At 42.4% G+C, this 12,999-nt stretch carries 12 protein-coding genes and 1 pseudogene; 3 read left to right on the top strand and 10 right to left on the bottom strand.

Going from position 1 to position 12,999, the window contains the following annotated elements:
- Positions 1-148: 148 nt before the first annotated feature.
- The 10 genes from NSS87_RS16135 to NSS87_RS16090 form a co-directional block, all read right to left on the bottom strand.
- The gene (locus NSS87_RS16135; protein WP_042188466.1) at positions 149-859 is read right to left on the bottom strand and encodes a metallophosphoesterase family protein; all 711 of its coding nucleotides are present in this window, start codon (positions 857-859) and stop codon (positions 149-151) included.
- Positions 860-1,855: 996 nt separating this feature from the next.
- A complete protein-coding gene (locus NSS87_RS16130; protein WP_042188463.1) occupies positions 1,856-2,782 on the bottom strand; it encodes a VanZ family protein in 927 nt (308 codons plus the stop codon).
- Between the two features lie 179 nt (positions 2,783-2,961).
- Positions 2,962-3,537 carry a CPBP family intramembrane glutamic endopeptidase gene (locus tag NSS87_RS16125; protein ID WP_052404303.1) on the bottom strand — a complete coding sequence of 192 codons (576 nt, stop codon included), beginning with the start codon at positions 3,535-3,537 and terminating at the stop codon, positions 2,962-2,964.
- Between the two features lie 145 nt (positions 3,538-3,682).
- A complete protein-coding gene (locus NSS87_RS16120) occupies positions 3,683-4,450 on the bottom strand; it encodes an ABC transporter permease (protein ID WP_339241213.1) in 768 nt (255 codons plus the stop codon).
- The gene (locus tag NSS87_RS16115; RefSeq protein ID WP_339241211.1) at positions 4,447-5,220 is read right to left on the bottom strand and encodes an ABC transporter permease; all 774 of its coding nucleotides are present in this window, start codon (positions 5,218-5,220) and stop codon (positions 4,447-4,449) included. The genes NSS87_RS16120 and NSS87_RS16115 overlap by 4 nt, the downstream gene beginning before the upstream one ends.
- Positions 5,217-5,930 (bottom strand): ATP-binding cassette domain-containing protein, encoded by a 714-nt coding sequence (locus NSS87_RS16110; RefSeq protein WP_339241209.1) that lies wholly within the window; start codon positions 5,928-5,930, stop codon positions 5,217-5,219. Before NSS87_RS16110 ends, NSS87_RS16115 begins: the two co-directional genes overlap by 4 nt.
- A gap of 92 nt (positions 5,931-6,022) precedes the next feature.
- Positions 6,023-7,030 carry a HAMP domain-containing sensor histidine kinase gene (locus NSS87_RS16105; protein WP_339241207.1) on the bottom strand — a complete coding sequence of 336 codons (1,008 nt, stop codon included), beginning with the start codon at positions 7,028-7,030 and terminating at the stop codon, positions 6,023-6,025.
- The gene (locus NSS87_RS16100) at positions 7,027-7,704 is read right to left on the bottom strand and encodes a response regulator transcription factor (RefSeq protein WP_042188454.1); all 678 of its coding nucleotides are present in this window, start codon (positions 7,702-7,704) and stop codon (positions 7,027-7,029) included. Before NSS87_RS16100 ends, NSS87_RS16105 begins: the two co-directional genes overlap by 4 nt.
- A 250-nt stretch (positions 7,705-7,954) precedes the next feature.
- Positions 7,955-9,835 carry a penicillin-binding transpeptidase domain-containing protein gene (locus NSS87_RS16095; RefSeq protein WP_339241204.1) on the bottom strand — a complete coding sequence of 627 codons (1,881 nt, stop codon included), beginning with the start codon at positions 9,833-9,835 and terminating at the stop codon, positions 7,955-7,957.
- Complete coding sequence (locus tag NSS87_RS16090; protein ID WP_339241201.1) at positions 9,829-10,068, bottom strand: hypothetical protein; 240 nt, start codon at positions 10,066-10,068, stop codon at positions 9,829-9,831. Before NSS87_RS16090 ends, NSS87_RS16095 begins: the two co-directional genes overlap by 7 nt.
- 309 nt (positions 10,069-10,377) lie before the next feature.
- On the opposite strand from NSS87_RS16090, the gene NSS87_RS16085 reads away from it, so the two are divergent.
- The 3 genes and pseudogenes from NSS87_RS16085 (at position 10,378) to NSS87_RS16075 (ending at position 12,923) form a co-directional block, all read left to right on the top strand.
- The gene (locus NSS87_RS16085; RefSeq protein ID WP_256716327.1) at positions 10,378-10,509 is read left to right on the top strand and encodes a hypothetical protein; all 132 of its coding nucleotides are present in this window, start codon (positions 10,378-10,380) and stop codon (positions 10,507-10,509) included.
- Between the two features lie 554 nt (positions 10,510-11,063).
- Positions 11,064-12,230: pseudogene (locus tag NSS87_RS16080) on the top strand (glycosyl hydrolase family 8); the annotation flags it as partial.
- Positions 12,207-12,923, top strand: coding sequence for a discoidin domain-containing protein (locus NSS87_RS16075; protein WP_339248588.1), 717 nt, complete (start codon positions 12,207-12,209; stop codon positions 12,921-12,923). The pseudogene NSS87_RS16080 and the gene NSS87_RS16075, both read left to right, overlap by 24 nt.
- Positions 12,924-12,999: the final 76 nt, after the last annotated feature.

Raw genomic sequence — 12,999 nt, 5'->3', positions numbered from 1 at the left:
AATGTAAACTGAGGCACAAAATGAGCGGGAATTACCGCCTTGCCAGCTGTAAATCGCAACCTGCCGGTGTACAATAAATGAGAAAGGACGTATCCCGACACCAAATCGTGGATACGTCCCCATTGTTGTTGCCTGCTCTGCCGCCCGCTTACCCGAAAAAGAAGTACGCAACCTTCATCTCTTCTTCTTTCAACAGCAACTTTTGTGCCGCTTCGAGCAAAGGCGTGCGGTCATAGACAAGACTTTTCATCGCTATTTTGCCATCACTAATCGTGAAATAGTGAGCTTCTTTCGATGGATCGTCGCGACGGCGGTAGGACACGCTTCCTGGATTCAGCCACAAACTGTCGTCACTCAAATAATGAATGCATCTGCGATGTGTATGTCCGAAAATAATGCGGCGATCTTCTTTGGCCCCAATTGTCCTGACGTTGCGTTCCGCCCAGAAAGCATCGTACTTGGGCAAGCTATCAATCGTCAAATAGTTTTCGTACAGATGTTGCATTGTATAGCTATAGCCGTCCATCTCGAATGTGCGGTAGACCGGTATGCTTTCGAGGAAGGAAATTTCCGCTTCGCCGAGCAGCCTTGCATTGTAATGCGCCCACTTGATCTCATCCTCCGCCACATCGTGACCGCTATTGCCGTTTCGGTACAGGTCGATAATAATGTCGTCATGGTTACCGCGAACACAATTCGCATCGTTCTTATGCACCCATTCGATAACTTCCCGCGGGAAAGGCCCGTAGTCTACAAGATCTCCCGCGCAATAAATCACGTCACAGTCGGATTCTGCCTTGCGGATCGATTCCAGCGCTTTGACGTTGCTGTGAATATCCGAAATAATTAAAGCTTTCATAATCGATTCAACTCCCTAAGATTCAACATTCTCAGCAGTACCGTCACCACATCCGCCACGTAGCTTTATCGTCTGGCATGAAATGGTCCCGCGGCAGACGCACCTCAATGATTCCGGCGGCAGACGCCAAGGAAACAGCCTGTCTTTCCCAGTCGGGGGTGTCTCCACTGTCCTCAAACCACTGCGGCGCAGGGGCGCCGTCCACAACATTGGCCGGGACATAATTGGAGGCTGGTTGCGACGAATTGGCCGTAACGGAACATGCGTGTAACCCTATTTGACGATTCCCTTCAGTCGGTAGCCTTCGGACAATATTCTGTTGACATTGCGTATCAGGCTGTTCTCCCATTTGTCGAGTGCACTCTCCCTCCTTTATATAAAAAGATGGAACCTTGATAAATCGTCAAAAGCTAAAATCGCCATCAAATAGTCCAACTTCTTATCTCCAATTTTTGGAATGAACATCAAATCTTAAAAAAGTCACTCACATCTCACGAATATGCATAGAAACATCTTTGTAGCTATTTTTATATACAGCATTCAATGTTCTTAAAACAAAAGTATCAACAACATGATCCTTTTTATTTGGAGAAGTAAACAAAACGACATCCGACCTTAGATGTTTTAGCAAGATTTCATTTTCACAACTCCCTATGTTCATTTTAATTATTATGTTTCTTGCCCTGGTCATATATTGTTTGAAGCCAATTTTGTAGGTCAGATCTTATATGCACAGAATCCTATAGTTGGGGCTCCGCCAACATTTTAACGAAAATATACGCTTAGCCCTGAATCGCGTCCAGCTTGGTGTATTCTCATACTCTTAGGTGGTCCGGGACGTATCACGAGCGGACGCAACGAAACGTATTGGACAATCATTTGTAAACATTAACGCGGTACTGTATTAAATGATTATGATATAAAAAAAAGCTGTCGAGACTTTCTTGACAGCCTTGCCGCGATTATCGCGGTTTCTATATGTTGCGTGTTTGTTCTTCACTCCCACCAATGCTTCATTTCACTGAATCCAACGTCCCATAGTTTAGCGTTCCCAGAAACGATAATCGTAATTTCGTTCACCTTGTCATAAAATGGTATATTTAAAGGTTCTGCTCCATTATTATATTGTTCATTGTACTGATAATGAACTCTTTGGTTTCCATCTACCAATATAGTGAGTTCTCCCTTGGAATCTCCCTTGTCTGGAATGCCAAAATAAGAATAAAACGTCACATCTTTTTTGTTACCCAAGATGTAGGTGTACGATTTTCTTTTATCTCCTTCACTGTAATACACGTTCATTTTGGGTTCTATTTTCTTGCCTGCCACGGTGAAACTTGGAAGATTTTCAGTCATAGGCATGGTTCCATTCATTTCTTTCACATCGTGTAATGCTTGAATTGGGCTTTCTCTTTTCGCTACAACATAATTGATGGTTTCCGAGATCACGATTACTCCAACAAGAAGAACACCGATAGATAGGGCTGAAGCAATAAGCTTTTTATAAGAAATTTTTGAAGAACATCCAACTTTATAGGCGATAAATCCTATCGCTGCACCTAATGTATTGGATATAACATCATCTACATCAAAGCTGCCAAGATGAGTTAAAGCCTGCATCGTTTCCAGAACGAGAATCGTCAAGACAAAAAAGGATATGAACTTCCCAAAACTGGAACGATACAACAGAGGAATTACTACTCCAAAAGGGATAAAGGCAGCAATGTTTCCAAAGTTGTATACCCATGAAAAAGTTAGTTTTGGAAATCGAAGTGGAACTCCTTCTGGAACAAGTATAAATGTGTATCCATAATCGTTGTTCCAATGATCTAATCTACTGAAAGCAAAAAACATAAAATATAATATCAACAGCGTGTACAAAATTGTTCCTACAAAGAGGAGTTTCCGTAATTTCACTTCCATAATATCTCCTTTAATAATTCATCGATGGGTTTAGTGTATCTTCCCAAAATGACATTAAAGTGACATTGAAGTGACATTTTAGTCACTTAAACGCTTATTAAATGATTTGTTTGTAAAATTGAATCCGATTCTATGTTTAATAGTCGTCGTAGTATAGTCTTATTCAACTAAAGCACCCGCTAGTAGAAGAGTAACACTAATAAATTATACAAAGAATGAATAATAATTACTGACCAAAGAGAATTACTTTTCTTATATACAAACCCAAATATAATACCCAACACAAAAACTGTTAATATGGAACTTAGAATATAAGGGAATTCAAACAGACCTTTATAAAACCAAATAGGAAAATGAATCGATACAAAGAGTAAAGCTGTAACTGTATTTGCTATCCAGAATCTAAAAGAATCCATAAGCTTTCTTAATAAAAAACCTCTAAAGACAATTTCCTCAGTAATACCAACCAATAGAATAGTATTAAGCCATCCGTTAAATCCTATTTGAAAATCGATATTATTATTTAAAACGATAAGATTTATTACAAAATAGAATAGTATCAAGGCTAAGGATACCCAACCTGTCCATTTTAGACTTTTTCTAAAATTATGATATAACTGTAAATAGGAAAACGGTTTACTTTTTTCCTTAATTATAACTAATAAAATAACAGGAATGACCCAAATAACTATTTTAATAGTGGCAGATGTTATAGCTCTTGGAACGGGTTCCATCAAATCTAAATATTGAACCAACCATAATTCTCTGATACACCATAGGGCGTAAAATATTATGAAATATACCCAAATATAATTTTTACTTACTTTGAATTCTATCAGAAACTCCTCCTTTACTTCTTCGACAATCCTGCCCCGTTAGTTGAATAAGATATAATTATAACTAGGCATCTCGTTTACGGTAAAATACAATAGCTACTGTAATAAAGCTCAGTGTCCATAACATTGAAATACCTGTCCCTTGCATTGGTGTAAGGACACTTATTTCATCAGAGGAAGACGGCATATACATATAAGATCCTGCCGTATCCGGAAAATAATTTAAAAAAATTTTATTACTAGGTAGAAAAACCCTCGTCAATGGACTGACAATGAAATAATAACCAAGCAGTACCACTAAAGCAGGAGTGGTTCGTCTTAATAAAGCACCTACAGCTGCACTGAGAAGTGTGGTTAATGTTAGATAGCCCGTTGCACCTATTAATGTTGTTATCATTGTGTCTATTTCTATCACTACTGTTGTGTCTCTCATCATAATAAAAGTATAGAGTACACCAGATGCAGCAATAATAAACGCCACAGGAATGGTTATAATCGCCAATGCCAAATGCTTCGTGGATAATTGAAACCCACGCCAAGGTATCGTAATTAAAGTAGTTCGAATCTGTCCACCAGTATACTCCGAACAAGTAGCTAAGATTCCAAGAATAATGAACCCTGCTTGAAGATATCCCATAGAAGCAAGTCCTATATTCAGTATATTTTGCGTACCTGTTGCCCCTTGTACACCAACAGAAGTAAAAGCTGCGGCTAAAACTAAATTTAGAATGAATGTACCCATAAGAGTGAACCATATCAATGGTAATGTAACTAATTTATCCAGTTCAGCACCAAGGATTTGTGTTAACTTTCTACTAGATGTGACACTCATGCTGCAACATTCCTCCTATGGAATACAACAGCTGCAACAATGAAAAAAACGACTACCCAGGCAAACATGACTAAACCGCCTGTGAAGGGGGTGTGAAACCCGTCGAATAAAGTGCCTGTGGACGTGTTGTCCGTAAACATAAACATTTCAGCGCCAGCCCTATCTGGTAAGTAAAACGCCAACTTTGTAACCCTATACAACAGGACACTAAATGATACAACGGATGAATTTATTATGAGCACAGCAAGCGGGAGGATGCCATTCTTAGTTACAAAAGTAATTCCAAGTGCTAAAAGAGCAGTGAATGTCCAGTAACAAACTACACCGATAAGTCTGGACCATTCAAATGCGGGGGCATATTCACCAAGGATAAGATACGTTGCTGACACAGTTGTCATAATAGCAACAATACAAAGCAGTATGCTGATCACAGTCACAGCACCTGCTTTTGCCAGTAAAAAATGAAACCGGGATGAAATAACAGTTAAACTCGTTGTTATCTGTTGTCCTCCACCAGATTCACTGCTCTCTGTCAAATACTCACTGCTGACAGCAAGCACACCAAGAATAATAACGCCTTGCACACCAAGAGCTAACCCGATATAGCCAACTTCTGATAGCCGTGTGCTAACTCCAGCTATAATCTCCTCTTTTTGTGCTATGCTGTCCAAGGCAGCAATAAGCGCTGGTGCAAACGCTCCAATGAGAAAAGCAAGCCAAATACCCGGTAAGGAGAACAATTTAGATAGTTCCGCGTTAAATGCTCTCATACAACATCACCTGTATTTTCAGATGTCAGGGCAAAAAAGGCTTCCTCCAGCGTGGAATGGTTACCTATTACTTCATCCAATGTTCCATCTGCAACGATGGTTCCATGCTTAATAATCACCACATCATCAACCGTCTCTGCAAGCTCTCCCATTAGATGACTGGATAATAACACTGTATTTCCAGATTCAGCACGTTCACGTAAAAATGTCCGAATCCACCGAATTCCTTCTGGGTCGAGCCCATTTACGGGTTCATCTAAAATCAATATTTTTGGATCACCAAGTAGCGCAGCTGCTATTCCCAGTCTTCTCCCCATACCAAGAGAATACTGCCCAACTCTTTTCCCAGCGGCATTAGTAAGACCTACTATTTCCAGAACTTCCTCGACACGTGAGTTAGACAATCCTGCAGCACGTGCAATCCAACGCAAGTGTGCCCGTCCTGTTCGCATACGATGAGCTCCAAAGCCATCAAGTGCGGCACCTACTGTTGCTAGAGGATTATGTAATTCTGCGAATGGCTTTCCATTAATGAGTGCGCTCCCTGAGGTAGCGCGGTCTAATCCAAGCAGGATGCGAAGTGTAGAACTTTTACCTGCCCCGTTTGGACCTAAAAAACCAGTTACTCTACCTGGTCTAGCTTTAAAACTGATACCCGATAAGATTTCCCTAGTTCCGCGATGTTTGACTAAGTTATTAATTGTAAGCAACCATAACACTTCCTTTCTGTTATGGTTCTAATTATAAAGAAGCAAAGTTACAACTCGGTTATCATGCTGTTTACTTCTGGGTTAACTTTAGGTTAAGATCTTCCGATAGCTACTCTTGTGCCACTATCATTTGATGTGAAATCAGCTTTCAGCTTCATTTTTTTCAACATATAATTTGAAGTCGATAAACCAATCCCCGCCCCACGCTCATAGGAAGAGTTATCCATACCTGGACCTCTGTCTGCAACAATGATTTGTTCTTTTTCTACATCAACCACAATATTTACATATTTCCCCTCTGCTGCATGACGAAGAATATTCTGAAATAAATTATCCAGAACCCGTGTCATCCATTTAGGATCTGCTTCCCAATAAAAAGTTGCCTCTGTCGGTAAATCAACCTCGATCTGGATTTCTATTTCTTCAAATACAGGATACCACGCAGCAACAGATGCTCTTACTAAACGTCCAATATCTGTTGAAGTGGGCCTAAAAGGATGTTTCCCTGATGTAAGCAATGTATAGGAAAGTAAATCATCCATTAGATCCCCCACTCTTGTAATCGTATGATTCATTTCTGTTAATGAATTTTGTCCTTCTAGACTCATTGATTCTTTATTTAATCGGGTGACATGTCCTCTCAAAATGGTAAGTGGCGTTCGTAAGTCGTGAGATAAATTCGCTATGAGTCGATGTCGTAACAATTCCTCTTCATGTTCTCGCTTGCGGCTGTCTTCAAGCTGCTGAATCATCCAATTAAAAGAATTGCCTAACTGGTCTATTTCATCCATACGATCACTTTGAACAGATATTGGTCTAGGAAATGAGTTATGATTAGCTGAAAATGACATGGCTTCCTGTAAGCGGGTGAGACGTTTACGAAGTCTTAAGAAGAAAATCCAAGATATTACAACAAATGCGACAATAATAAAACCAAACAAAAGTAGTACAACGTAAAATAGATTTAATGCATTCAGCTCTTCTCCATTAATAGGAGATTCAATGAACGCAGATAAGAAAATAAGTATAGTTGGAGGCAAAAAGATAAATAGAAAATGTCCTTTTAGAAAATGACGAAATAATGATTTAGTCTGTTTCATAGTTTCACCCGATAGCCTATTCCCTTCAACGTTTCAATAATCTCTGGGGAATCTGGATGACGTTCCAACTTTTGACGCAGTCGATGGATATGTACCATTAGTGTTTTATCGCCAGTTATATATGTTTCTTCCCAGATGGCTTCATAGATTTGTTCTTTTGGTAAAACTTGATTAGGGTGGCGTAAGAAGTACATTAAAATATGATGTTGTTTCGCTGTTAATATAATTTCTTCTCCTGTGCGTTTGTCAAATACCATTTGGCCTTCTGAGTCTACTTCAATATAATTTCCTAATGAAATGCGTTCGGAATGTGTTCCGCCACTTCGACGGATTAGTACTTCTAATCTTGCAACTAATTCATCCGTATGGAATGGTTTCGTTAAATAATCATCAGCAAATTGTAAACCTTCTACCTTATCATCTATCGATGTTCGAGCTGTTAACAGCAAAATAGGAACAGCAGGAGCTGCCTTTTTTAATCGTTTCCCCACAGTAAATCCGTCTAAACCGGGTAACATGATATCCAAAATAACGATTTCATGCTGATTTACCTCTTTTTCAGCTCCTTCACCAGAAAGCAGCCACTGAACTGAAAATCCCCGCTGTTCCAATTCTTCTTTTAGAAAGCTGCCTATTTTCTCATTATCTTCAATGTATAATACGTTTCTTTTCAAGTAACATCCCTCGCTCTAAATTGAATTCACTATTAGACAGATTAACACAATCTAAAAAATATTTGTTTAGATGCTCATGAAATCGGCAATGAGATCAAGTTCTTGTCTTAAGCAAAGGACAAGAACTTGATCTCATAAAACAGAAAAACCGCGCCAGGCGCGGATTCTAATGGGGCTATGTTATTGTTCACCGACACCAATCCATAGTCCAGATATTGAGCCTCCGACCGTTTCAAAATAAAAGCCCTAATCAATCATCAATTTTCTGGCCGCCTGCATCATTTTTTTCGGTCAGATCGGGTGCGGAGCGCTGCGCGGATGGTGCATTCTTGACGGATTTGGAAACACTGCCTCCATCGCCCGATGTAACTTTTGGCACCCCCATATATGACAATGCTTCGGATACGATCTCTTTAAACACCGGCCCCGCCGCAGCACCACCGCCAGCAGCATTAGCAGGCTCGTCAATGCCGACATAGACCACAATCTTCGGATTATTAGCCGGTGCGTATCCGAGGAAGGACGAGTGCACCTTATCGCGGTCATACCCTCCCTTACCGTCGGGTTTAATCGCCGTACCGGTCTTACCTGCTACACTATAGCCTTCAATATATGCATGGCGGCCGGTTCCATGGACCAGGTCTGCAACGACCTGCTCCAGATAGCTGCTGGTTTCCCTGGCGCTTTCCTCGGAAATAACCTGACGTACCACCTGGGGCTGGGTTACGGTAGTCTTGCCGGTATTCGGATCGGTGGTCGCCTTGACCACGTGCGGCACCATCAGTTTTCCGCCGTTGGCGATAGCCGAGATGGCGGTAAGCTGCTGAATCGGAGTAACAAGCACTTTGCCGTGCCCGAATGCAATCGTCGCGTTCTCTGAAGCATTATTCGGAGTCGGATTGACGATTCCGCTGATTTCGCCCGGCAGGTCAATACCGGTAAGATCGTTAAATCCGAAATCATCCACGTATTGCAGCAGCCTTTCCGGACCGAGCATTTCATAGCCAAGCTTGACGAAGGCCACGTTACTTGACCGCTTCACGCCTTCCAGGAAGGAGATTTCGCCATAACCGCTTCTCTTCTGGTCATACAGTGGCTTGCCGTACCCCTTGATGCGGATAGAACCGGACATGAAGGTTGCGTCCGAATCGAACAAATTCTCCTCCACCGCTCCGGCAAGAGGTACAATTTTGAACGTGGAGCCTGGTTCAAATCTTGTTTTGATGGCATGGTTGAAGAATACCCCTGGATCAGAGGCATATTTCCAGAACTCATTCGGGTTAAAGGTTGGCATATTCGCTAGCCCCAATATCTCCATGGTGCTGGGATCCGCGGCAATTACCGTAATACTCTTGGGTTTATATTCTTCATAGGCCTTCTGCATTGCCTGCTCGATATAATACTGGATTGTGCTATCAATCGTCAGCTTGAAAGTACTTCCATTGACCTCCGGCTGGTAAGTATCCTCCGAGTCAGGCAGCTTGATGCCTTTGGCGTCGCTCTGGTAGAATAGCTTACCATCCGCACCCTTAAGCTGCTTGTCAAAATACTTTTCGAACCCCATCACCGCGTTGCCATCGCGGTCCGTATAACCCAAAATATGTGCGGCCAGTGTTTGTTGCGGATAATAGCGCTTCTGCTCCCTAATCAGGCCGACGCCAGTCTCCAGAGTGTCATGTTCATCCTTCAGTTTCTCAATGAACTCGTTGACCTTGTCGCGCAGCTCCTGGTCTATCTTCCAGCCTTCATTACGGATCTCCCGGTTCTTCAGATACTTGCCGTTCTCGTCTTTGGCTTCCACGAGCGCCTTAAGCTCGTCCTCAGGCTTGCCGAGCAGTTCATGTAGGCCGGTGATAACTTCTCCCCCGATACTGAGAGCGTTAATCGCTTCCGGATTGACCACTACCGTGTAGGCGGGCACATCGCTAGCCAGCATCCTGCCGTTGCGGTCCTCGATCGTGCCACGCACCGCTTTAAACACCGAAGTATGGGCCCATTGCTTTGCGGCCTTGGTTTGCCAGAAATCACGATCCAGCACCTGAATCCAGAACACTCTGCCGAGTAAAACAAGAAAAAAGAGGGTAATACACCCTCCTATAAACAGCGTACGAAGTTTTATTCTCTTCACCATAAGCAAACCCCACAAACATATATATTGCAATTTTCGGCAAATCGCTCGTTAATAGTCACCGCGTTTTGTTCGCTGATATGAATGGTATCGTCGGCATTCGCCTCCTGATATCCCATATCCATGGCTAACTGAACAACCTTGGCACGGGATTGCTTTTCTTCCTTGTCCCAGTAAGGCTCATTATTGTAGGCATTGGTAATGCCAGGTTTTTTATTAGTTTGATAAATGATCACCTTAATGAACACCAGGCTCGTTACACATTGTACAATGTATAACAAGGTAAAAACAACCATTTTTGTGAATCCTTTGTCACTACGCTATTTCGCGAACTTAGGCAACATGTAATAGACAATTGGAACATCTTTGTGAATTCTCCATTTCACTGTATGCGGTCATTCAGATAAGGAGCGCTGAGCCAGCATGAGGTTGAGCAAAAATAAATTCAACAGCTGCCTGCTCGGCTTTATCAATGTAATCAGCTCAAATTCTAGAGTAATCTGCTAGAGTTATTCCTTTCCTTCAAGGGTGAAGGATTTAAAATTGTGGCGGCTTTTATCTTCTCAATTACCGCCATTTATGCCAAGAGATTAACAGCGTCTATTGATGTCCTGATCGTATCCAGCGCCAGTCTGTTCACCGATGGACTGATGCTCATTTTTCTGACTATGCTATGAAACCGTATGAATAATTCTTTTTCTTTTTGGATGATTTCAGAATGTTCCTCGTGCCATCTAATCCAGTATGACCATGTTGTTTGCTATAATCTCTTTAATATAAACGCTTTTACTTTATGAACATTACTTTTTAATTTATTTTAAAGCACCTAGACACGGCGAAAATAGTTGTGTTACATTTGTGTGAATAAAGTAATGCTGTTTGGCTAGTGATTTGTAACTTGTAGGTGAAAAGTGACGTTGAGGATGCGATGATTTCCTATTGAAGTGCGTACCTTCACATCTCTTCAGCATATATGTAAAATGTCACTTTCGCCCTAAAGTTAAAGCGCTTAAACTTTAGAGGTGTGAACAGCACTTATTGTTAAGCGGTTTACTTTGGAGATCAGTCTAAAGGGAAGGAGGATTCATTGACGTTAATTAAACTAACCATCACTAAAGGAGGAATTTTTGTGTACTCATTGAAATCGACCTCAGGCACAATGAAAGTGATGTTACTTGTCATGCTTTCGGCGGTTATGCTTCTAGCGACATTAGCCGCCCCTGCACCGCTTCAACGGAAAGCTCATGGAGCGGGTGAATTGAAACCGTTTCCTCAACAAGTCAGCTATCCGGGTATCATTAAACCAAACCACGTCAGTCAATCCTCGATGAACAGTTCTGTATCTTCCTACTATGACTATTGGAAGGCTACTTATCTTAAAAACAACTTGTCCTCCCTGCCCGGAGGGTACTATGTAAAAGGTGATATTACTGGCGAAGCGGACGGCTTCGATCCTCTCGGCACATCGGAAGGTCAAGGATACGGTATGGTTATTACCGTGCTAATGGCTGGATACGATACGAATTCCAGAACAATCTATGACGGTTTGTTCAAAACGGCTAGAGCGTTCAAGAGCTCTAATAATCCGAACCTGATGGGATGGGTAATAGCAGATAGTACTGGGGCTCAAGGGCACTTCGGTTCAGCAACAGATGGGGACCTCGATATCGCTTACTCCCTTATTCTAGCTGATCGCCAATGGGGCTCGACTGGAACGATCAATTATTTGGCTGAAGCCAAAAAGATGATTGGCGCTATTAAGCTTAGCAATGTGACAACTAACAACAGGCTGAATCTTGGTGACTGGGATACGAAGAGCGCCTTGAATACGCGTCCCTCCGACTGGATGCTCAGTCATCTACGGGCTTTCAATGAAGTTACTGGAGATTCAACTTGGCTAAATGTCATCAACAATCTGTATAACGTATACAGCCAATTTACAGCAGCTTATTCGTCTAGCACAGGTCTGATTTCGGACTTTGTGGTAGGCAACCCGCCTAAGCCGGCCCCTCCAAACTATTTGGAAGAGTTCCCTGAAACAAATGAATACAACTACAATGCAAGCCGTGTACCACTTCGTATCGTAATGGATTACGCTTTGTACGGAGACACCCGTGGTAAGGATATCGCTAATAAAATGGTAGTATGGATCAAAGGAAAAACAGGCAACAATCCGAACAATGTGAAGGACGGTTACCAACTGAACGGTTCGAATCGCGGTACTTATGCGACAGCGGTATTCGTAGCGCCTTTTATCTCCGCAGCGACGACTACCAGCACGCATCAAGCTTGGGTCAATGCAGGATGGGACTGGATGAAGAACAAAAAGGAAAGTTACTTCAGCGACTCCTTTAACATGCTGAACCTACTGTTCATCTCGGGGAACTGGTGGAAGCCTACCTACAGTGCAGCGGATACTCAAGCTCCCTCGGATCCAACGAATCTGAACGCAACAGCAGCTTCAAGCAGCCAAATTAATCTGAGTTGGACTGCTTCTACCGATAATGTCGGTGTAACAGGCTACTGGGTATTCCGTGACGGCGTGGAAGTAGGAGCGCCTTCAGACACATCCTTCAGCGATACCGGACTTACCGCATCGACAGCTTACAGCTATATGGTAAAAGCTGTCGATGCCGCAGGCAACCTGTCTGCTAACAGTAATACCGCATCAGCAACTACAAGTTCAACTCCCGCTGCCGGTATCAACCTTGCGCTGGGCAAGACAGCGGTAGCCAGTTCTATCGAAGGTGTAGGATTTGAAGCTTCCAAGGCAACCGACGGCAACTCTACTACCCGTTGGGCGAGCATCGAAGGAAGCAACAATGAATGGATTTACGTCGATCTGGGCGCAACCCAAAGCGTAAACCGTGTTAAGTTGAATTGGGAAGACGCTTACGCTAAAGGCTACAAAGTTCAGGTGTCTAACGATGCAACAACATGGACGGATACTTACGTAACAACGACCGGTAATGGTTCTATTGACGATATTACATTTACCGCAAATAGCGGACGTTACGTCAGAGTGCTCTGTACTGCTAGAGGGACCGTATACGGATATTCGATATTCGATTTTGAGGTTTACAGCTCTTAATTGAACAAATCCTGGCGGATATGAATCTGTCAGGATTTGTTTCTCTAAAAGAGCAGAATGTAACTTCTCGGGGGGG

It is taken from the genome of Paenibacillus sp. FSL F4-0243 (assembly GCF_037963295.1).
Lineage (GTDB): Bacteria > Bacillota > Bacilli > Paenibacillales > Paenibacillaceae > Paenibacillus_AQ.
This window is presented reverse-complemented; position numbering and strand designations above follow the sequence as displayed.

Coding starts and splice junctions, on each gene's coding strand:
- NSS87_RS16105 (WP_339241207.1), bottom strand. CDS start 7,030: ATGAAACAGACTAAATCATTATTTCGTCATTTTCTAAAAGGACATTTT.
- NSS87_RS16130 (WP_042188463.1), bottom strand. CDS start 2,782: ATGGAAGTGAAATTACGGAAACTCCTCTTTGTAGGAACAATTTTGTAC.
- NSS87_RS16135 (WP_042188466.1), bottom strand. CDS start 859: ATGAAAGCTTTAATTATTTCGGATATTCACAGCAACGTCAAAGCGCTG.
- NSS87_RS16115 (WP_339241211.1), bottom strand. CDS start 5,220: ATGAGAGCATTTAACGCGGAACTATCTAAATTGTTCTCCTTACCGGGT.
- NSS87_RS16120 (WP_339241213.1), bottom strand. CDS start 4,450: ATGAGTGTCACATCTAGTAGAAAGTTAACACAAATCCTTGGTGCTGAA.
- NSS87_RS16095 (WP_339241204.1), bottom strand. CDS start 9,835: ATGGTGAAGAGAATAAAACTTCGTACGCTGTTTATAGGAGGGTGTATT.